Source organism: Liquorilactobacillus uvarum DSM 19971 (assembly GCF_001434935.1).
GTDB classification, from domain to species: Bacteria; Bacillota; Bacilli; order Lactobacillales; family Lactobacillaceae; genus Liquorilactobacillus; species Liquorilactobacillus uvarum.
Map to the genome: position 1 here is coordinate 103212 of NZ_AZEG01000002.1, position 21209 is coordinate 124420.

Annotated in this window: 19 protein-coding genes; all 19 read right to left on the reverse strand. The window is 37.6% G+C overall.

Going from position 1 to position 21209, the window contains the following annotated elements; all coding sequences use genetic code 11:
• Nucleotides 1-170: 170 nt before the first annotated feature.
• Complete coding sequence (locus FD20_RS01520) at nucleotides 171-644, reverse strand: S-ribosylhomocysteine lyase (RefSeq protein WP_057735815.1); 474 nt, start codon at nucleotides 642-644, stop codon at nucleotides 171-173.
• Between the two features lie 61 nt (nucleotides 645-705).
• Nucleotides 706-3549: an excinuclease ABC subunit UvrA gene (gene uvrA / locus FD20_RS01525; RefSeq protein ID WP_057735816.1), complete on the reverse strand. Its 2844-nt coding sequence runs from the start codon at nucleotides 3547-3549 to the stop codon at nucleotides 706-708.
• A gap of 28 nt (nucleotides 3550-3577) precedes the next feature.
• Nucleotides 3578-5581 carry an excinuclease ABC subunit UvrB gene (gene uvrB, locus FD20_RS01530; protein ID WP_057735817.1) on the reverse strand — a complete coding sequence of 668 codons (2004 nt, stop codon included), beginning with the start codon at nucleotides 5579-5581 and terminating at the stop codon, nucleotides 3578-3580.
• A 128-nt stretch (nucleotides 5582-5709) separates the two neighbouring features.
• Nucleotides 5710-7143, reverse strand: a complete 1434-nt coding sequence (locus FD20_RS01535; RefSeq protein ID WP_057735818.1) for a nicotinate phosphoribosyltransferase — start codon at nucleotides 7141-7143, stop codon at nucleotides 5710-5712.
• A gap of 82 nt (nucleotides 7144-7225) precedes the next feature.
• The gene (locus FD20_RS01540) at nucleotides 7226-7741 is read right to left on the reverse strand and encodes a transcription repressor NadR (protein ID WP_083489004.1); all 516 of its coding nucleotides are present in this window, start codon (nucleotides 7739-7741) and stop codon (nucleotides 7226-7228) included.
• A 103-nt stretch (nucleotides 7742-7844) separates the two neighbouring features.
• On the reverse strand, nucleotides 7845-9572 hold the full coding sequence (locus FD20_RS01545) for a phospho-sugar mutase (RefSeq protein WP_057735819.1): 1728 nt from the start codon (nucleotides 9570-9572) through the stop codon (nucleotides 7845-7847).
• A 373-nt stretch (nucleotides 9573-9945) separates the two neighbouring features.
• Nucleotides 9946-10875, reverse strand: coding sequence for a thioredoxin-disulfide reductase (gene trxB, locus FD20_RS01550; protein WP_057735820.1), 930 nt, complete (start codon nucleotides 10873-10875; stop codon nucleotides 9946-9948).
• 120 nt (nucleotides 10876-10995) lie between these two features.
• A complete protein-coding gene (locus FD20_RS01555; RefSeq protein ID WP_057735821.1) occupies nucleotides 10996-12006 on the reverse strand; it encodes an NAD(P)H-dependent glycerol-3-phosphate dehydrogenase in 1011 nt (336 codons plus the stop codon).
• A gap of 15 nt (nucleotides 12007-12021) precedes the next feature.
• Complete coding sequence (lgt, locus tag FD20_RS01560; protein WP_057735822.1) at nucleotides 12022-12858, reverse strand: prolipoprotein diacylglyceryl transferase; 837 nt, start codon at nucleotides 12856-12858, stop codon at nucleotides 12022-12024.
• Nucleotides 12859-12880: 22 nt separating this feature from the next.
• On the reverse strand, nucleotides 12881-13771 hold the full coding sequence (hprK, locus tag FD20_RS01565) for an HPr(Ser) kinase/phosphatase (RefSeq protein WP_235807693.1): 891 nt from the start codon (nucleotides 13769-13771) through the stop codon (nucleotides 12881-12883).
• 146 nt (nucleotides 13772-13917) lie between these two features.
• Nucleotides 13918-14265, reverse strand: coding sequence for a phage holin family protein (locus FD20_RS01570; RefSeq protein WP_057735824.1), 348 nt, complete (start codon nucleotides 14263-14265; stop codon nucleotides 13918-13920).
• A 32-nt stretch (nucleotides 14266-14297) separates the two neighbouring features.
• Nucleotides 14298-14618, reverse strand: coding sequence for a PspC domain-containing protein (locus FD20_RS01575; protein WP_057735825.1), 321 nt, complete (start codon nucleotides 14616-14618; stop codon nucleotides 14298-14300).
• 108 nt (nucleotides 14619-14726) lie between these two features.
• Complete coding sequence (gene phoU / locus FD20_RS01580; RefSeq protein ID WP_057735826.1) at nucleotides 14727-15401, reverse strand: phosphate signaling complex protein PhoU; 675 nt, start codon at nucleotides 15399-15401, stop codon at nucleotides 14727-14729.
• Between the two features lie 177 nt (nucleotides 15402-15578).
• The gene (locus tag FD20_RS01585; RefSeq protein WP_235807689.1) at nucleotides 15579-16367 is read right to left on the reverse strand and encodes a phosphate ABC transporter ATP-binding protein; all 789 of its coding nucleotides are present in this window, start codon (nucleotides 16365-16367) and stop codon (nucleotides 15579-15581) included.
• A 20-nt stretch (nucleotides 16368-16387) separates the two neighbouring features.
• The gene (gene pstA / locus FD20_RS01590) at nucleotides 16388-17296 is read right to left on the reverse strand and encodes a phosphate ABC transporter permease PstA (protein ID WP_057735828.1); all 909 of its coding nucleotides are present in this window, start codon (nucleotides 17294-17296) and stop codon (nucleotides 16388-16390) included.
• A 4-nt stretch (nucleotides 17297-17300) separates the two neighbouring features.
• A complete protein-coding gene (gene pstC, locus FD20_RS01595; protein ID WP_057735829.1) occupies nucleotides 17301-18197 on the reverse strand; it encodes a phosphate ABC transporter permease subunit PstC in 897 nt (298 codons plus the stop codon).
• On the reverse strand, nucleotides 18172-19074 hold the full coding sequence (locus FD20_RS01600) for a phosphate ABC transporter substrate-binding protein (protein ID WP_057735830.1): 903 nt from the start codon (nucleotides 19072-19074) through the stop codon (nucleotides 18172-18174). The genes pstC and FD20_RS01600 overlap by 26 nt, the downstream gene beginning before the upstream one ends.
• Before the next feature lie 10 nt (nucleotides 19075-19084).
• Nucleotides 19085-20455, reverse strand: a complete 1371-nt coding sequence (gene pnpS, locus FD20_RS01605) for a two-component system histidine kinase PnpS (protein ID WP_057735897.1) — start codon at nucleotides 20453-20455, stop codon at nucleotides 19085-19087.
• A gap of 10 nt (nucleotides 20456-20465) precedes the next feature.
• A complete protein-coding gene (locus FD20_RS01610) occupies nucleotides 20466-21194 on the reverse strand; it encodes a response regulator transcription factor (RefSeq protein WP_057735831.1) in 729 nt (242 codons plus the stop codon).
• Between the last annotated feature and the right edge of the window lie 15 nt (nucleotides 21195-21209).

Consider the following 21209-nt stretch of genomic DNA (forward strand, 5'->3'; position numbering starts at 1 on the left):
TAATAATTCCTCCAATTTACACTTTCTGAATATTATAACATACCGGGTGTTTCAAAATAACTTTTATAATACTATTTTTTTACAAAACAAAGGCCAAAGCAAAGTTCATTTTTTGCTTTGGCCTTTGTTTTGTAGCATAATTAAAACATTATCACAAACAAAAACTGATTTTATTCAACTACCTTACGAACAAAAGGATCCGAAGAAATACCTTCATTCAAAATCTTGTGACACCATTCTTTGGCTGAAAAAAGCGAGTGATCACGGTAATTGCCACAACTTTTAATATCAGTTCCTTGAACATCATCCCAAGTTGAATTTTCAATATCTTGCAATGCACCCTTCAAAGCCTTGGCAACTTCTACAGCGTCATGTTCACCCCATGTAATCAGATGAAAACCTGTCCGGCAACCAAATGGAGAACAATCGATCACACCGTCTAAACGATCCCGCAGGTAACCCGCAAGCATATGTTCAATTGTATGCAAGCCAGCAGTTGGAATTGCATTTTCATTTGGTTGTACTAAGCGCAAATCATAGTTAGATATTTTATCACCTTTATGTCCCTCTTCAACTGTGATAAGTCGAACATACGGAGCTTTGACTGCCGTATGATCTAATGCGAAACTTTCAACTTTTGCCATTCACTATCCACTCCAATCTATATCATTACTCTAAGCACTTTGAATCAAAAAAGCAAGCCCCTCAACGATGCTTTCGTTCTCGATCCCGTACTAGTGCTGCATGCAAATATTTACCCGTGTAACTATCTTTGATACCCTCAACATCTTCAGGTTTACCCACAGCAACAACAGTTCCACCACCATCCCCGCCTTCAGGCCCAAGATCTATCAAGTAATCTGCTGTTTTTATAACATCTAAATTATGTTCGATTACGAGAACTGTATTTCCTTTATCGACAAGTCTTTGCAGAACATTTAATAAATTTCTGATGTCATCAGTGTGCAACCCAGTAGTTGGTTCATCTAAAATATAGAATGTCTTTCCGTTAGATTTGCGATGCAACTCCGAGGCTAGTTTCATCCGTTGCGCCTCACCACCAGATAAGGTTGTGGCCGGCTGCCCGAGCTTGACATATCCAAGCCCCACATCAACAATTGTTTGTAATTTACGTCTGATTTTAGGAATGGCGGAAAAAAATTCTAAAGCTTCTAAAACCGTCATGTCTAAAATTTGTGCAATGTTTTTATCTTTGTATTGAATTTCTAAGGTTTCAGAATTATATCTAGCACCATGGCAAACTTCGCATGGAACATATACATCTGGTAGAAAATTCATTTCAATTTTTATTATTCCATCGCCCTTGCAAGCTTCACAACGACCACCTTTAACATTAAAACTAAAACGTCCTTTCCCATAACCACGCATTTTGGCAGCATTGGTTTGAGCAAACAAATCACGCACATCATCAAATACACTAGTATAAGTAGCGGGGTTACTCCGCGGTGTTCGGCCAATCGGACTTTGATCAATGTCGATTACCTTTTCAAGGTTTTCTACCCCTTCAATCCTCTCAAATTTGCCGGGTTTATCTGAATTGCCATTTAACTTTTGAGCTAGTGCACGCTTCAAAATCATATTTATAAGTGTTGACTTGCCTGAGCCAGAAACACCAGTAACTGCTATAAATTCGCCTAAGGGAAAATCAACGTCTATTTTCTTTAAATTGTTTTCAGCCGCGCCCTTAATACGCAAATACTTACCATTTCCAGATCGTCGTTCTTCAGGTACAGCAATAAATTCTCGTCCAGATAAATACTGTCCGGTAATGGACTTGCGTGAGCGAGCAACTTGTTTCGGGGTCCCTGCTGCCATAACATTTCCCCCATCACTTCCCGCACCAGGTCCAATGTCTATCACATAATCTGCCGCTCGCATCGTATCTTCATCATGTTCTACCACAATCAGTGTGTTGCCTAAATCACGCATTTTTTTTAAGGACGAGATCAAACGATCGTTATCTCTTTGATGCAGACCGATTGAGGGTTCATCTAAGATATACAAAACCCCTGACAGATTAGAACCAATTTGAGTTGCTAAACGTATTCGCTGTGCCTCACCTCCAGACAAAGTGCGTGCGGAACGACTCAAAGTCAAATATTCTAAACCAACATTTATTAAAAATGTCAGACGATCTTTGATTTCCTTCAAAATTGGATGGGCGATCGCTGTATCTTGCTCATTAAAAGTTATTTTTTCAAAAAAATGCAAAGCTGCAGCGATATTATCATCTGAAACTTCACCAATATGCCTTCCAGCTATTTTAACAGCCAAAGCCTTTTGGTTAAGACGATAACCGTGACAAGTTTGACAAGTCAGACTTGTCATATATTTACGCATAACATCACGTGTAAAATCACTATTCGTTTCATGGTAGCGTCTTTTGATATTTGGAATAACACCTTCAAAAGGAACATCAACATCCCGAACTCCGCCAAAATCATTCTCATAGTGAAAATGAAAAATCTTGTCACCCGCACCATACAGAATAGTTTCTTTCTCAGCAGGTGTTAATTCTGTAAAAGGTGTGTCCATATCAATTTCAAAAGCATCACACATCTGCTCAAGTAAACTAGGATAGTATTTAGAACTAATCGGGTTCCACGGCTCAATCACACCTTCATTTAGTGTTTTGTGTGGATTTGGGATGACCAAATCTTTATCCACTTCCAGCTTTACACCCAAACCATCACAATCAGGACAAGCACCAAAAGGTGCATTAAAAGAAAACAAACGTGGCTCTAATTCACCGATTGAAAAACCACAATAAGGGCACGAAAAATTTTCTGAAAACTGCAGCATTTCTCCGTCAATGATATCGGCGCTTGCATAGCCCTTAGAAAGTCGCAGAGAAGCTTCAAAAGAATCAAAAAGACGGGAGCGCACTCCATTTTTGACAACAATTCTATCGACTACTACTTCAATTGAATGTTTTTTATTCTTATCCAGTTCCAATTTGTCTTCTATATCGTAAATCTTTCCATCTACGCGAACACGAACAAATCCTTCACGCTTTATCTTCTCAAAGATCTTTTTATGCTGGCCTTTTTTCTGTCTGATGATTGGTGACAAAATTTGAATCTTAGTTCTTTCCGGTAATTGTAAAACTCGATCAACCATTTGTTCAGGCGATTGGCTCGTTATCTTGTGCCCGTCATTGGGACAAGTTGGAGTCCCAACTCTAGCCCATAAAAGACGTAGATAATCATTTATCTCAGTAACTGTTCCAACAGTCGATCGGGGATTTTTAGATGTTGTTTTTTGATCAATTGAAATTGCAGGGGATAAGCCATCAATTGAATCAACATCTGGCTTATCCATTTGCCCCAAGAATTGCCGCGCATAAGCAGACAGACTCTCAACATATCTTCGCTGTCCTTCGGCATATAATGTGTCAAATGCCAATGAACTTTTACCAGAGCCTGACAAACCAGTCATCACAACTAACTTATTTTTAGGAATTGTAACATCAATATTTTTCAAATTATGCGCACGGGCGCCGTGAATCACAATCTTATTTTGTACCACTCTTCATTTCCTTCCTTCATTACAAACTCTATTCAATCTGCGCCTTTAATTCCATAATCGTATCACGTAAGGTTGCGGCTTCTTCAAAATCAAGTTTTTTAGCTGCAGCTCTCATTTGTTCCTCTAACCTGCCGATCATTTCTTTTTGATCATCTCGTTCTAGATCATTGAATTCTAATTCTGTAAATGATTCCTTTTTCCCATTATTTTTAGCAGGTTTAGTTATTGAAATCAAATCACGGACTTTTTTCTTAATCGTTTTTGGAATAATATGATGTTCTTCATTATAATGTTCTTGAATACTACGCCGTCTTTTAGTTTCGTTAATTGCGGCTTTCATCGAATCGGTTATCTTGTCAGCATACATTATAACTCGCCCATTCTCATTACGTGCCGCTCGTCCGATAGTCTGTACAAGTGAACGTTCACTACGTAAAAAACCCTCTTTATCAGCATCTAAAATCGCTACTAACGAGACCTCTGGGACATCGATTCCCTCACGCAGGAGGTTAATACCTACAAGGACGTCAAATTTTCCTAAACGTAAATCACGAACAATCTTAGTTCTCTCCAACGTTTTTATATCTGAATGTAGGTATTTAACCTTTATTCTCAATTCCTTCAAATAATCTGTTAAATCTTCAGACATCTTTTTTGTAAGTGTTGTTATAAAGACACGTTCATTTCGTTCAACCCGCTTATTAATTTCACCTACAAGATCATCCATCTGACCCATGATCGGTCGGGCTTCAATTATAGGATCAAGCAACCCGGTTGGTCGAATGATCTGCTGGATGATTTCATCTGTTTGAGCCTGTTCATAAGGCCCTGGAGTCGCAGACATATAAACTATTTGGTGAACATGTTTTTCAAATTCATTTAATGTTAACGGTCGATTATCAAGTGCGCTTGGAAGCCTGAATCCATAATCTACCAGCATTTGTTTACGGGCACGATCGCCATTGTACATCCCACGAACTTGAGGCATTGTCACATGTGACTCATCAACTACAATCAAAAAATCTTTAGGAAAGAAATCCAGTAAAGTATAAGGTGGTTCGCCTTCTTTTCGACCATCCATATGTCGTGAATAATTTTCTATTCCTGAACAATATCCCATTTCTCTTAACATTTCAATATCATAGGTTGTACGCTGTTCCAGGCGCTGTGCTTCAAGCAATTTATTCTCATGTTTAAACTTTTTGAGTTGCTGCTCTAGTTCAGACTGAATTCCTGCAATTGCCTTATCCATAATGTTATCATTGGTCATAAAATGAGTCGCAGGAAAAATTGAAACATGGCTCCGATCACCAATGATTTCACCTGTTAGTGAGTCAACCTCACGTATTCGGTCAATTTCATCTCCGAAAAATTCGATACGCAATGCACGTTCATCCCGCGAGGCCGGAAAAATTTCGACTATATCACCGTGCACACGGAAACGACCACGCTGGAAATCAATATCATTTCGTTCAAACTGAATATCGACCAGTTGACGCAACAATGTATCTCGATCTAGTGTTTGTCCGACTCTCAATGAAAGCGTGTGTTCCTTATATTCATGCGGATCACCTAATCCAAAAATTGAAGATACCGAAGCTACAACTATTACATCATTTCGTTCTAAAAGAGAACTTGTCGCCGAATGCCGCAACTTATCTATCTCATCGTTAATACTTGAATCCTTTTCAATATAAGTATCACTAGAAGGAACGTATGCCTCAGGCTGATAATAATCGTAGTAGCTGACAAAATACTCAACAGCATTATTTGGAAAAAACTCTTTGAATTCCCCATAAAGCTGTCCAGCTAAAGTCTTGTTATGTGCTAAAACAAGTGTCGGTTTATTAGCATTTTTTATCACATTCGAAATCGTAAATGTTTTACCTGTTCCTGTTGCCCCAAGTAAAACCTGAGCTTTATGCCCTTCCTTGATCCCTTCTGATAACTTCTTAATAGCCTGCGGCTGATCACCAGTTGGCTGATAAGGTGAAACTATATCAAAATGCCGGTCTACCTGTCTTTCTATCATAATATCTGGCCTCCGTGCTCTTTTTAGTTACAAAAAGACCACGACAATTGACTGCCACGGCCTATTTACTCGCTTATTCATTTTAACACAGCGAACATACTTTCGCACGTTTCGCATACACTTCAGTTTTAATAGGAAAACTCTTCGATCATCTTTAAGCGTAAATCTTTGAGCTGACCTGTCCAATAAACATCATAAATATCAGGATTTTTCAATCGCAAGCATGATGACGGCAATTCAGCAATTGCTTTTTTCGAAAAAGCCTGAATTTCCATTGTTTTAGGTGTTCGGTAAATTAATGTACCTTCTTTAAAAATTTGGACTTGCAATGGTTTTAATTGCCATGAATGGAGCTGCTTTACATGCTGTGTTTTGTTTGGATCAGAATTATAAATATTGCTGCTTTCTTTTACTTTTTCAGAGTCCAAGCACAACAAATCACCACGTGCCCTTTTTTCTTCATCATATAATCGATACAATCGTTTAAAACCTGGAATAGTAGTTTTTTCAACTGTATTACTTAATTTTATTTTAGGTGTTATTACATCATTTTCCTGTGTTGCCACTAACTTATAAACACCGCTCAAAACTGGATCTGATGATGCTGTAATTAATTTCTCACCGACACCAAAACTATCAATTGATGCCCCTTCTTCCAAAACATTTTGAATAACATCTTCATCCAAAGCATTTGAAACCGTGATTGTTGCATTCTTAAACCCTGCATCATCGAGCAATTTGCGTGCTTTTTGTGTCAACACTGTAATATCACCTGAGTCGATACGCACTCCGATATGATCACTTATTCCCATCTTTTTTAATTCTTTAAAAATTCGGATAGCATTAGGTACACCAGACTTTAAAACATCATAAGTATCGACTAGTAGTAAGCAGTTATGCGGATAGACTTTCATCCAAGCTTGAAAAGCCGCACGCTCACTTGAAAACGACTGAATCCAACTGTGTGCCATTGTTCCAAGAGGTTTCAATCCAAATAGTTTAGCACTCAAGACATTAGCTGTGCCTGAACATCCGCCAATGACAGCTGCCCTAGCCCCATACGTAGCTGCATCAGCTCCTTGGGCACGCCGTGATCCGAACTCCATGACAGGACGATTCCTAGCAACCATACAAATTCGGCGGGCTTTAGTCGCAATCAGTGATTCATGATTAACAATATTCAATAACATTGTTTCAAGTAATTGTACCTGTACTAATGGACCTCTGACTGTCAATAATGGCTCATTGGGAAAAACAGGTGTTCCCTCCTCAACCGACCACACATCACATTTAAAATCAAAATCATGAAGATATTCCAAAAAGGCATCATCAAAAATGTTCAAATCTTTCAAGTATTCAATATCCGAATCGCTAAAATGTAGCTCATCTAAATAATTGATAACTTGTGCCAGACCCGCATAGACCACTAGCCCACCTTTATCAGGAATCTTGCGAAAATATAAGTCGAAATAACCAATTTTTTCCGGCTGTTCTCTAAAAAAGCCATTAGCCATTGTCAACTCATACAAATCCAGCAGCAAAGACAAATTTCTCGTTTTCATCTGTTTCCTCCAATAACTTTTCCCTCACAAAAAGGGTGTCAAGACATTAATAGTTTAAAATTATACCTGCATTCAGCCTTTGTCAAGTCTTGTCATGATATAGAAATCCTAGTTCATCCAGTCGGTGTTGAATTTTATTAAACGTTTCTTCGTCTTTGCAACTGATGTTATGCAAATGAATTCCATTGGTCAAACTCGCAAGTAACTTATGATTTTCATTTTTTACGCGACTCATGAAATCATTAATATCTGATTGGGTTGCTAAACCTAATGTCCCAACAATCTGCCCGTAAACACTGTGTTCAATCAACACATCAACTACCTCACCTTTTAAGGAAATGATGCTTTCCAGCTCTGCTCTTGTTTGGTCAAATGTATGCTGACACACAACGACACCGTGATAGGATGTACTCTCTTCTTGGTACTTATACCCATTTACAGTTGATACGATCGGCTCTCCCTGAGCACGTAAAAGAGCAATGTCTCCGACAACTGTCTGGCGGCTAACACCATATTTTCTTGCTAATTGATTGGCACTAAGCAACTTTTGATTATGCAATTCATCTTTAATTGCTATTCTTCTTTGTATAGTATTCAATTATTAGCTTCCTTTCTCTCTGCTCTTCTAAATATATACAAAAAGAGGAAATGCGAACTTTAATTCGTTTTCCTCTTCTGTACAAATAGTCCAAGGTAAATAATTATTTTTGAATAAATGTATTTATCGCATCTTCAAACGCTTGTCTCTTATCAAGAGACTCAGTTTGTGAATCGCCCTGAGTTCCAACATAAAACTTGATCTTAGGTTCAGTCCCTGAAGGCCGCACAGCTATCCATGATCCATCCGCTAATAAATATTTAAGTACATTTGACTTTGGTAGAGCAATTGGGCTTACTTTGCCATTTTTGGTATGTTTTTCAGAGTTTAAAAAGTCCTCCATGGCAACAACTTCAACATCAGCGAAGCTTGCAGGTGCATTTTTGCGGAATTTTGTCATCAAGTCCTTAATTTCTTGCGCACCTTCAACACCATCGAACGTTAAAGCAATTGTTTTCTCCGCAAAATAGCCATACTTCTCGAACAAAGCTTGCAGGCCATCGTATAAATTCTTTCCTTGTTCCTTGTAGTAAGCCGCAACTTCAGCCAACATCACAAGCGATTGAATAGCATCTTTATCACGAACAAATGGCCTTACCAGATAACCGTAGCTTTCTTCGAAACCAAAAACAAAAGTATGCTCACTTGTTTCTTCAAAATGTTTGATTTGTTCAGCAATAAATTTAAAACCGGTTAGAACGTTAATCATCTGTGTATCATAATTGCGAGCAATCGCAGTTGCAAATTCACTTGATACGATTGACTTAACAACAGCTGCGTTTTTTGGCAGTTTATTATTTTCCTGACGTGCAGTCAAAATATAATCCAGCATCAAGGCGGCTATCTGGTTTCCTGTCAGCAGTTGATATTCCCCTGAAGGCTGCCGCACAGCCGCTCCTAAACGATCAGCATCCGGATCAACAGCTATTAACAGATCAGCATCCTCTTTTTTACCTAAAGCAATTGATAAATCAAAAGCCGCGGGATCTTCTGGATTAGGTTTTTTAACTGTTGAAAACTCAGGATCTGCCTTGGCTTGTTCAGGGACCATCGTAAAATTAGCAAATCCAGCTTGCTGCAATGCCTTTTCTCCGAGCATAGCTCCCGTTCCATGCAGTGGTGAGAAGATCAACTTCATCGTTTTGCCTTCTTTTGCGACAAGTTGTTGATCAATAGTTACTTTTTTAACTTCAGCTAGGTAAGCCTGATCTACTTCAGAACCGATAATTTGCATTGAATTATTTTTAAGAAGCTCTTTTTCATCAGCAACTTCTATACCAAATAAATCACTTGCTTGACGAACAAACTTTGTAATCATATTTGATTCTTCTGGTGGCATCTGGCCACCATCTTCACCATAGATCTTATAACCATTGTATTGCTTAGGATTATGACTAGCTGTTACCATAATTCCCGCATAGGTGTGCAAGTTGCGCACAGTAAAGGATAGCTCTGGTGTTGGCCGCAAGCTTTCAAAGACATAGCTGGGTATTCCATGTGCCCCAAGAACACGAGCTGCTTGATGTGCAAAGTCTTTTGAATGGTGACGCGAATCAAAACTGATCGCAACCCCGCGCTTTTTAGTTTCATCATCCAGTGTATCCATAAATAAAGCGAGTCCTTCAGTTGCTTGACGGACAGTATAAATGTTCATTCGGTTAACACCGACTCCGATAACACCACGCATACCTGCAGTCCCAAACTCCAAAGGTGCATAAAATGCATCTTCTAATGCATCTTTATTATCCTTAAGCTCATTCAGTTCTTCTCTTAATGATTCTTCCAATCCCTGATAATCAGCCCATTTTTTATATGTTTTTTCCCAGTTCACATAATCACTCCTAATTTTATCTACCCACAGTATACTATAAAATAAAACGTTTTTATTCAAAAAATGATAAAACCTTTATTAAACCCTTGGATCTCTAAAAAGATAAATTCTCAATTGCCACCCAATTCTTTAGTTCATATCCTTACAACTCATATAACACAGCCTTGTAAACCATTTCTATAATATATCTGATTTAAAAATCTAGCAACTAGGAGAATATAAAAAGAGGCAGATATGCAAAATTAAATTAAAGAATTTAACTATGACTATCTGCCTCTGCATCTTTATTAAAAATTTATTTTATAGACTTATTTATTTAATTCACTTGTTCAAGACATCGACATCTAATAAGTTCTGCTAATAACTTTTGTTCTTAGTCTTTTAATGATTCAATGTAGCTAAAGACTCCTTGACCAGCTATACTTCCATCACCGACAGCAGTTGTTATTTGACGCAGCTCCTTTTTACGCACATCACCAATTGCAAAAATTCCTGAAACTGCTGTTTCCATTTTTTCATTTGTTTTAATCCAGCCTTCTTCATCGGTAATTCCGAGTTTCTGGAAAGGTTCAGTCATTGGTTCGACACCAACATAAATAAAGACTCCGCTGATTGATACTTCTGTATCTTGACCAGTTTTTTTATTATGTGTCTTCACCCCAGTCACCTTTTGGCCATCACCTTCAATTTCAGTGACGATCGTATCCCATGTAAAATCTATTTTAGGATTTGCAAATGCACGATCCTGAAGTATTTTTTGTGCTCGCAGTTCATCTCGTCGGTGAACAACATCAACCTTTTTTACCAATTGAGTCAGATAAGAACCTTCCTCAATGGCGGAATCACCACCACCAACAACGATAACCTCCCGATCACGGAAAAAAGCCCCATCACAAACCGCACAGTAAGAAACACCGCGCCCACCATACTCATCTTCACCTGGAACGCCAAGTTTTTTATACTGCGATCCTGTAGCAATAATAAGTGCCTTTGCTGCATACTCATCACTATCAGTTTTAACGATTTTAGCATTATCAGCAGCAACCGTTATTTTTTCGACATTTCCATATGCATATTCAGCATCAAATTGCGTTGAACTCTCATACATCTCTTTTGCTAAGTCAGGTCCTAGAATAGATTTAAATCCCGGATAATTCTCCACCTCAGCCGTATTGTTCATTTGACCACCATAGATTCCACGATCTAGCATCAAAACAGAAAGATTTGCACGGGAAGCATACAATGCAGCAGTCATCCCGCCTGGACCTGCACCTATAACAATCACGTCATATTTCTTCACCACTTGTGTAAAACCCTCTTTCAATCAATTATGTTTTTCAATGTTACTAAGTATAACTTACTTTATGTAAGTAATCTAACTATTTGTTTCTATTTCAAAAAAAATTAAATTTTGGTCCAATCACTACTCTGATCGTCCTTCACGCTGCATCAGATCTGAGATAGCCTGCCTGATATCCTTGTTTTCATAAAGAACTTGGTAGATTGCGGTTGTAATAGGCATTTCAATTTTTTCTTGGGCAGCCAATTCATAAGCTGCTTTAGTTGTACTGAGGCCTTCGATTACCATGCCCATATTTGTGATAACATCTTGTAAAGCTTCACCTTGTCCTAGCTGATTTCCTGCACGCCAATTACGTGAGTGAATACTTGTACAAGTGACAATCAGATCTCCGACACCTGATAAACCAATAAATGTTAACGGATCAGCACCAAGTGCTATCCCTAGGCGAGCTATTTCAGCAAGTCCACGGGTCATTAAAGCTGCTTTAGCATCATCACCATATCCTAAGCCATGCAAAGCACCTGCTCCTAAAGCTATAATGTTTTTAAAGGCTGCACCTAGTTCAACACCGATAATATCTGTATTTGTATAAACACGAAAATAGTTATTCATAAACAACTTTTGCACATTTTTAGCACTCGTTAAGTCCTCAGAGGCAGCTGTCACAAGTGTTATGTCCTTTTTTGCAACTTCTTCTGCATGACTCGGACCAGAAAGTGCAACGATCCCCTTGCGATTTTCTGCAGCAATTTCTTCACTAATTATCTCCGATATTCTTTTATGTGTTCTCAGTTCCAATCCCTTACTTGCATGGACAATAACTGGCTTGAGTTTTTTTTCTTTTAAAATAGTTGCTACATCTGCCGCAACCGAACGCATTGCTTTTGTGGGTACGGCGAATAAAACCGTACTTGCATCTTCAAGTACTTTAGCCATGTCTTCAGAAGCGATTAGACGCCTGTCATACGTGAAATCTGATAAATAATGGTGATTTGTATGCTGGTTGTTTAATTCGTCAACTTGTTTTTTTCTCCGTGACCATATACATACCTTGTTCCCGTTCATTACTAAGATATTTGCTAAGATACTACCCCATGATCCTGCTCCGATAACTGCTACTTTCTTACACACCAAAACCACTCCTAATTATTTATCAAACTTCGTAATTCCTTCAGTATACCAAGGTTCAAGCGGTTTCCAATAACGCCGTAAAATCCATAATGCAATCACACCGATAAACAATAGCACTGACAACCATTGCGAAACACGCAATGCACCTAGCATCAAACTATCTGTACGCATTTGTTCGATAAAGAATCTTCCAAAGGAATACCATATAACATAGCTAAAGAAGACCTCGCCACGTTTAAACAAGTGTACTCGTTGTCTAAGACAGAGCAAAACCACAAAACCGGTAAGATCCCAAAGTGATTCATACAAAAAGGTCGGTTGCCGATAAGCTCCATGGATATTCATCTGCTGAATAATAAATGAAGGGATGCGCAACTTCTGTAAAAAAGCCAGTGATGTGACGGCTCCATACGCTTCTTGATTCATAAAATTGCCCCAACGTCCGATACCTTGGGCCATAATAACTGTAGGCGCTATAACATCCAACATAAGGAAAGAAGGAATTTTCCGTTTGCGGCAAAAAACAATTACAGTAATCAATGCCCCGATCAATGCCCCATAAATTGCTATTCCACCATCCCAAATGCGATAAATTTCACTTAAATGATTTGAGTAATAGTTCCATTGGAAAACAACATAGTAGATACGAGCAGAAATAATAGAAAATGGGAGTGCCCACAAAAGCATGTCATATATATTGTCTTCAGCGATACCCCTTTTCTTTCCTTCCTTCACAGAAAGATACACTGCCAGTACCACTGCACTGGCAATAATAATACCATACCAATGAATTTCAATCGGTCCTAAAGTAAATGCAATTGGGTTCAAAACCCCCAACAAAAAAGACTTCACTTACGTCACTCTTTCCCTAACATCAATTAGAATTATTCTTGATCAAACTGTTCAGATTATTTTCAAAAGCTTCAGTCGCATCATATCCCATCGTTCGAGCTCGATAATTCATTGCAGCCGCTTCGATAATGATTGCAAGATTTCGTCCAATTTTGACAGGAATAGTTATCTTAGGAATATCCACATCAAAAAGGCGGACTTTCTGCTCTCCACTGCCCAGGCGATCAAACTGCTTATCCGGGCTCCAATTTTCTAAATGGACGATTAATGAGATATCGGTCTCAGCTCGCACAGCACCTGCTCCAAAAAGATTCATGACATCGATTATGCCTATTCCTCTTATTTCTAATAAATGATTTAAAATCTTAGGCGCCTCACCAACAATTGTCTGCTCATCTTTTTGATAAACCTCTACACGATCATCAGCAATTAAGCGATGGCCCCTTTTGATTAAGTCCAGAGCCGTTTCAGATTTTCCAACACCCGAATCACCGGTTATTAGCACACCGAGCCCATAAATATCAACCAAAACACCATGCATAGATTTTCTTTCAGCTAACTGTGATTCTAAAAAATCTGTCATTTTTGACAATACTCGTGTAGTTGAAAGTTTAGAACGTAAAACAGGGATACCATTTTCTTTAGCCGCAACTTCAAGTTCTTCAGGAACAGGTAAGTAACGTGAAATCACAAAACATGGAGTTATCGGATCTTCACAAAGCTTTTGCATGACTTTTGTCCGTGACTCCATCGTCATTTTGCGCGCATATGAAATTTCTGTCATTCCTAAAAGCTGGATACGCTCCGCTGGGTAATAATCAAAATACCCCGTTAATTCCAATCCCGGCCGAGAGATATCACTTGTTGTTATCACTTTTTGGTTCAAAATAGTTGCACCCGTATAAACTGACATTCCTGCTGCCTTCGCCAAACTTTCAACATTTACATCATTACTCAATCGATGACCCTCCTATTAAGTATCTAATCAACCCTGCATTAAGCGGGTTTTTGTTAAAATCATAGCACAGCATTTTAACATTTTGAACCGTTTTCATTACCCTAAATTGAGCTTCTATAATTTGTTATTACCAAATTAACCCCGCTCAGAACAAGCGCAATCATAAACGCTGCCCCAAAATTTGCAAATCTAAATGTATCTCCAATTAAAATTGAAGTTAACTCAAGCATAAAAGCGTTGATCACCAAATAGAAAAATCCAAGCGTCATAAATGTAATTGGTAATGATAATATTACAAAGATGGGTTTTACAAACATATTTAAAATTCCTAATACTGCAGCTGCAATAAAGGAAACCCAAATGCTCGAAACTTGAAAATACTGGGGAAAAAAACCAGCAGTTGCCATAAAAACGACTGCATTTATTACTGTGCGTTGCAAAAACGACATACCTATTCCTCCATAAATTTTTGTTGTATTTCTTAATGAATATCTCGTTCATGTACATCTTTTATTATACGTCTGCCACTCGCAGAACGTTTATTTTTGTGTATGTCAGCTTCTTTGCCTTTTCCAAATAAAGTATTAAAATTTGAAAAGAAACTATCCTTTGGTGCTGGCATAATGCCAATTAAAACAACATAAATACAAAAAGCCAGAAATTGAATATGTGGGATAATCAATAAGATAATGAATAATCCGCGAATAACCCAGGGATTAATCTTAAAGTATTCTGCGAGCCCGGCACATACTCCTGCAATAAGACGATCACGTGAGCGTCTGATTTTCCTATTTTTATTCATAGTACCCCTCCTACAATTTGTTACCTACTGTTGATTCTACATTGTTGTTTTTTTTTAAGCAAATTACCTATCTTAGTTGACTACAATTTTAACAAAAATAAATAATTTTTACCTTTCATCTTTGTTACTAGGATTTAGTTCAACTATCTTACCCTTTTTTAAAAAAATAACCCACTCACAAACATTTGTGACGTAATCGCCAATTCGTTCAAGGTAAGTTGCAACGAGCGTATAATATGATCCGCTAACAATTGTTTCGGGATCATTCTGCATAAATTTAATACATTTGTTTCTAATTCGCTCAAGTGCATCATCCAATTTTTGATCATCGTCAGCAACTCGATATGCATTTTTTTCGTCACTCTTAATATAGGCATCCAATACATTTTCAACCATTGTACACGCCAGTTTCCCCATTTTAGCAATTTCAACCTCAATCTCAGGAATTCTTTGCGTTCCCTTCATTTTGATTGTTGCTCGTGAAATACTGACTGCATGATCACCAATTCGTTCAATGTCTGAACTGGCCTTCAATACTGTAATCACCTCACGCAAGTCAGAGGTTACAGGTTGATATAATGCTATTAATTCAAGTGTCAGTTTTTCGAGTTCATTTTCACATTCATTGATTTTTTTATCTTTTAAAATAACTTCATGCGCCAATTTATTGTCGTGGTCAGAAAAAGCTTTGACAGAATGTGAAATTGCTTCATTGACCATCATTCCCATGTCTGCAAAAAGAACATGTAACTTATTCAATTCTTTTTCAAAAGTATCCCGCATATTGCCACCTCCAAACTTTGTTCAAGATATAAAATAATAATCACAAAAAAACAACTAAGTTAATAAATATGATTGTATACTTTTAACTTGGGGCAATCAAACTAACCATTATTTCCGCGATATTAATATCACTTCTTATCACAACCTCAACATATTTAATTTGTAAAAACGGTTATTTCATCTTCTCAAATTATGAGACAAGTAATTATCTGTCCTTACTGATTTGGGATACGTAAAAACTTCTTTTGTTCTTCCCTTCTCAACAAGCACCCCTTTATCAAAAAAAACAGTATCATCAGAAATGCGAGCAGCTTGAGAAAGATTATGTGTTATCCAAATGACTGTTGTTTTCTTTTTCAATGTACGTAAAACATTTTCAACAGTATTAGTTGCCACTGGATCTAGCAGACTTGTCGCTTCATCTAGTAACAAGACCTCTGGCTCTAAGGCTAAAGCACGGGCTAAGCATAGTTGCTGAGCTTGACTCTTAGATAGCAAGCGTGCACTTTGTTTCAACTTGTCCTTAACTTTCTTCCATAAACCCGCTTTAGTAAGGCTCTTTTCTATAATCTGTCTTAATTTTGATTCATCTTTTATTCCATGGCATTTCAAAGGAAACGCGATATTATCATAAATCGACATTTCAAAAACATGTGCTTCCTGAAAAAGCATTCCAATATGGGTTCTTAATTTATAAACATCTATCTCTGGACCATTTATATCAAGTCCATGATAAAATATTTCTCCCGTAATTGTAGTTTTTCGTTCATCTAATCTATTCAATGCGTTAAGAAAAGTCGTCTTCCCAGCTCCAGATGGTCCAATTAACGAAGTAACTGCATTTTTTCGAAAATTCACATTAATACCATGAAGAATCTCTTGTTGTCCATAAAAAACTTTTAAATTCTTAGTTAACAGGACTTCTTCTTCAAATTGCCTGCTTTTAGCTGTAGCTGCTGTCCCCATCATATTAGATCCTGCCTTTGCTAAAGTTTACTCAGCTGTGCATCAGTTTTTTTTTTTCTTTTATTAATACTATAACGCGCTGCCAGATCAAAAAATAATACCATGAATAATAAAACAACTGCTGAACCAGCCGATATTTTTCCAGCATCCGAAACTGTGCCTTCAGTATTTATTTTCCAAATATGAACAGCTATTGTCTCAGCTGGTCTTAAAGGACACAACGGACTAGTTATACTTAATGGATTCCAATTGCTGAAATCGATCAGAGATGCACTTTGCCCAGCCGTATATATTAAAGCCGCAGTCTCTCCAAGTATTCTCCCTGTACTTAGAATAATTCCTGTAATTATTTCTGCAGAAGCCTCTGGTACAATAACATTCTTCACAACTTCCCAGCGTGATATTCCTAAAGCCAAACCGGCATGCATTTGGTTTTCAGAAATATTTCGAATCGCAATTTCAGTTGATCGTATCAACAAGGGTAAATTAAAGAATGCTAATGTTAGGCTACCTGCTAATATCGAAAAACCTAAACGAAATTTGATAACAAAAAGGAGAAAGCCGAATAAACCGACCACTATTGAGGGCAAAGAACTCAAAACTTCAAGTGAGGTTCTAATTAAACCTGTCATCCAATTATCCGGTGCATATTCAGCCAGCCAGATACTTGCCCCAAAGGATAAAGGCAGAGAAATTAAGAGGGTAATTACGGTTAAATAGATAGAATTAAATAATTGAATACCTATTCCTCCACCTGCATAAACATAATTTGAACCTGATGTCAAAAAATGCCAAGAAATATAGGGTACTCCTCCTATTATAATATAGCCTAATAAGCCGCAAAGAAGAAAAACCACAAACGATACAATTATGTATAAAATGATTTTAAATGCCATGTCTGCAAATTGTGGTCTCGATTTGTTATTCATTGATTCAATTCCTCTTTCTCATTGCAAAACGCGCAAACAGATTAAATAGTAGAGATATTAACAACAGCAGCAATGCCAACGACCACAATGCATCATTTTCGATCGATCCTCTAACCGAATCCCCCATCCCAATCGTTATAACACTGGTCAGTGTAGCTGCTGGACTCATTAAATGAGTTGGAATCAACGTTGCATTTCCAATTACCATTTGAATTGCAACTGCTTCTCCAAAAGCTTGTGACATTCCAAACAAAATTGCAGTAACAATTCGTGGTTTCGCAATAGGCAAAACAATTCTGCGCAATGTTTGCCATTGAGTCGCTCCTAATGCACGTGAAGTATAGCGATACATTTCAGGAACTCCTTTAAATGCATCAACACATAGAGTTGAAATTGTCGGCAAAATCATCATAGCAAGAATAATTGCCCCAGCCAGCAGTCCAAAACCTGTCCCACCCATGGTAACTCTCAATAAGGGAACGACGACTGATATCCCAACAAAACCATAGACAACCGCTGGAATTCCTATCAACATTTCAATTGCAAGTCGTAAATAATTCCTTCCTCTGGAAAACTTGATTTCAGAAATAAAAATTGCTGTCCCAAATGAAAAAGGAAACGCCAAAAAAACCGCCAGAATGGTAACAATCATCGATCCAAGCAGCATAGATAATGCTCCAAAATTTCCATTATTTGGATCCCAGCTTATTCCACTGAGAAAAGATAGTATTGATACCTTGTCCTGTAGAAAAAGGAGTAACCCTTTATAAGTTATAAAAAATATTAGTGCAACTATAATTAATACACTAATTCCAATACACAGAAAAGTTAAACACTGCCCTCTTTTTTCACTTTTGCTAGCTGCGGATCTTTTTTTAAGATCCGTTTGTATGGGATCCATCAACTTTTGCTCTGCCTCCTTCCGAATTGCTCAGTGTTCCATTCTCGGAACGTTTAAAGTTCATAGAAGAAACAGGAATATATCCCAACTTAGGAATTATCTTCTGTTGAACATTGTTGGACATCATGTATCTTAAAAAAGCACGCGTATTTTTGTCATTTTTTTTGAGTGTATACATGTGTTCATACGCCCAAATCTTCCACTTATTGGTTTTGACATTTTGCTTTGAAGGTTTAACCCCATTTATACTTAAAGGCTGAATTTTATTACTGATATACGGAAAAGCAATATAAGAAATTGTCCCTGGAGTCGCCCCAACGATCTTGCATACAGTTCCTGTTGAGCTTTGTTCCTGCGCAACCATGCTCCTATGTCCTGCCAGACCCCATTTTTCAAAATTATTTCGTGTTCCACTTCCAATTGAGCGATTAATGACAATAATTTTCAAATTTTTTCCACCCAAATATCGCCAATTTTTAATTTTGCCAGTAAAAATACCAATTAGCTGTTTCTGAGACACATTTCTCACACCAGTTTTTGGATTCACAATAGGTGTAATACCCGTAACCGCAATTTGATGATCTTTCAGTTGAGAAGCCTTAATCCCCTTCTTCTCAGACGCAAATACATCTGAGTTCCCAATGTCAATCGCACCTTCTTCAACTTGACTTATACCAGTCCCCGACCCTCCTCCTTGAACATTAACAAGTGTCTTTTTATGTCGCAGATTATAACTACTTGCCGCCATCTCAACTATTGGTTGAAACGCGGTCGATCCTGCCAGTGTGAGTGAATTTTTAGATAAAGGACGGCAGCCTGTTAAAGAAATGAGTACAGCTAATACCAAAAAGCCTAATCTTAATTTTCTATTGAACATACTACCCTACCTAACTCGGATTATCTTTCATTTCTAAGGGAAACGTGACCGTAAACGTCGAGCCGACTCCAACTTGGCTTTTCACTTCAATCTTACCAGACAGAGCCTTAACATATTCTTTTACAACTGATAAACCTAAACCAGTCCCGCCATTTTGCCTTGAACGCGATGTATCAATCCGATAAAAACGTTCGAAAATTCGCTCCTGCTCGTCTTTAGCAATTCCATAACCGGTATCCCTTATGCTCAAGTACCAATCATTTTTCCTGATTTTAGCATTGATCCAGAGTTTTCCACCTGTTTGATTATACTTAATTCCGTTTTGAATAAGATTGTTGACAACATGCTGTAACTTGCTTTTATCTATATTTACTTGACAATGATCAGATATTTGAAGATTAGCTTCAATTTGTTTTTTTTCAAGCTCCGGTTTAAAAGTTTTTAAGATACTTACGATAAAATCGTGAAGATTAAGCTCCGAAATATTAAGTTGCGGTTTGGAATCTATCCTAGCAAGTGAAAGTATGTCTTCGACAAGTTCTGTTAATTTCAAGCTCTCCTGATAAACAATTTTTAAAAATTCTTCACGCGTTTGTCTATCATCCATCGCTCCTTGCAGCAATGTTTCAGTAAAACCTGTAATTGCTGTTATAGGAGTCTTGAGTTCGTGACTGACATTCCCGACAAAATCCATCTGCATACGTTCAATCCCTTTTAACTCCGTAATATCATACAATAATGCCATTACCAAAAAATGGTGTGCATTAACCGGAACGTAAACAACATGAGCGTCTACATTTTTGTTAGTCGCATCTATTTTTATTTCTTCATGCTGATCCTGATGAGTCTGAAACGTTTCTTCAATTAGACGGCTTAATTCATATGTTCTAACTTCATTAACATAAAGTTGCCCCTTTACGTTCATTTCACGACCCATTAGTTCGCTCATCGCATGATTACTTAAATAGATTTTCTGATCTTGATCTAACACCATTACTCCAATCGTCAAATACTCCATTAACGAAAAATATCCCCTCTGCTGCGTTATGAAGTCCTTGGAGATATCACGTTGCATGCTTTGAATCCCATTGATTGCACGTGCCAATTCATAATATGGATCGCTCGGCTCAAGCAATAAATGTCCCGGTTCTTCATCTTCGATAACAGCACGCAATTTTGAGCTTAACAGATCAATTTCTTTTTTCTGTTGCCGAAAACCTACTAAACGAACCACTGTCAGAAAAGAAGCCAAGAACAGCGAAGTGAGCGTTAACCAAATTACTCGATTATTTTCCAAAAACATACCGGTAGACTCACGATACCAGCCCATAGAAAAAAATGAAACCACAATCAAACACACCAAGCTTATTAAAAAATTCATTAAAAAAATTTTAAAAATTTTTATTTTCTCCACCTTCAAATCGGTAACCAAATCCCCTGACCGTTTCGATATACTTCGGATCTTTAGGATCCTTTTCAATTTTTTCACGCAAATGGCTGACATGCATATCTACCATTCGTGTCTGCCCAACATAGTCGTACCCCCAAACACCGTTTAACAATTTTTCTCTGCTCAAAACACGGTGCTGACGTTTTATAAAATAAGCAAGCAACTCAAACTCTTTAGGCGTTAATTTTATTTTCTTTTCGTTTTTCTCCACCATGTAATTTGTCAAATCGACTGATATATCATCGAAGTTAAAGCGTTCATCCTCATCATCCGATTGAGCAATTTTTTCTCGTCCGTGATTTGCTTCATCAGTTCTTCTTCCAATAGCTTTAATTCTTGCCAACACTTCTCTAGGAGAAAAAGGCTTAGTCAAGTAATCGTCCGCACCCAGCTCCAATCCAATTACCTTATCGTACTCTTCTCCTTTGGCCGTCAATATCATAATAGGTGTCTTTATCTTTTCTTGCCTTAAACGACGTGTAACTTCCAAACCGTCCATTTGAGGCAGCATCAAATCCAATAAAATAAAATCAAATGTGCCAGTGACTCCTTTTTTTAAAGCAGTAGCACCATCCATTGCTGTTTCAACTTGATACCCTGCTGTTTCAAGGTTGTATTTCAACAATGTTACAATTGCAGCTTCATCATCTACCACTAATACTTTCTTCACAGTAGTCCCCCCAAA

Bases quoted from the DNA above. Each gene is read 5' to 3' on its own strand.
- FD20_RS01520 (WP_057735815.1), bottom strand. From the start codon at position 644: ATGGCAAAAGTTGAAAGTTTCGCATTAGATCATACGGCAGTCAAAGCT.
- uvrB (WP_057735817.1), bottom strand. From the start codon at position 5,581: ATGATAGAAAGACAGGTAGACCGGCATTTTGATATAGTTTCACCTTAT.
- FD20_RS01535 (WP_057735818.1), bottom strand. From the start codon at position 7,143: ATGAAAACGAGAAATTTGTCTTTGCTGCTGGATTTGTATGAGTTGACA.
- hprK (WP_235807693.1), bottom strand. From the start codon at position 13,771: ATGTCAGTTTATACGGGTGCAACTATTTTGAACCAAAAAGTGATAACA.
- FD20_RS01570 (WP_057735824.1), bottom strand. From the start codon at position 14,265: ATGTCGTTTTTGCAACGCACAGTAATAAATGCAGTCGTTTTTATGGCA.
- FD20_RS01575 (WP_057735825.1), bottom strand. From the start codon at position 14,618: ATGAATAAAAATAGGAAAATCAGACGCTCACGTGATCGTCTTATTGCA.
- phoU (WP_057735826.1), bottom strand. From the start codon at position 15,401: ATGCGGGATACTTTTGAAAAAGAATTGAATAAGTTACATGTTCTTTTT.
- FD20_RS01585 (WP_235807689.1), bottom strand. From the start codon at position 16,367: ATGGGGACAGCAGCTACAGCTAAAAGCAGGCAATTTGAAGAAGAAGTC.
- pstA (WP_057735828.1), bottom strand. From the start codon at position 17,296: ATGAATAACAAATCGAGACCACAATTTGCAGACATGGCATTTAAAATC.
- pstC (WP_057735829.1), bottom strand. From the start codon at position 18,197: ATGGATCCCATACAAACGGATCTTAAAAAAAGATCCGCAGCTAGCAAA.
- FD20_RS01600 (WP_057735830.1), bottom strand. From the start codon at position 19,074: ATGTTCAATAGAAAATTAAGATTAGGCTTTTTGGTATTAGCTGTACTC.
- pnpS (WP_057735897.1), bottom strand. From the start codon at position 20,455: ATGAATTTTTTAATAAGCTTGGTGTGTTTGATTGTGGTTTCATTTTTT.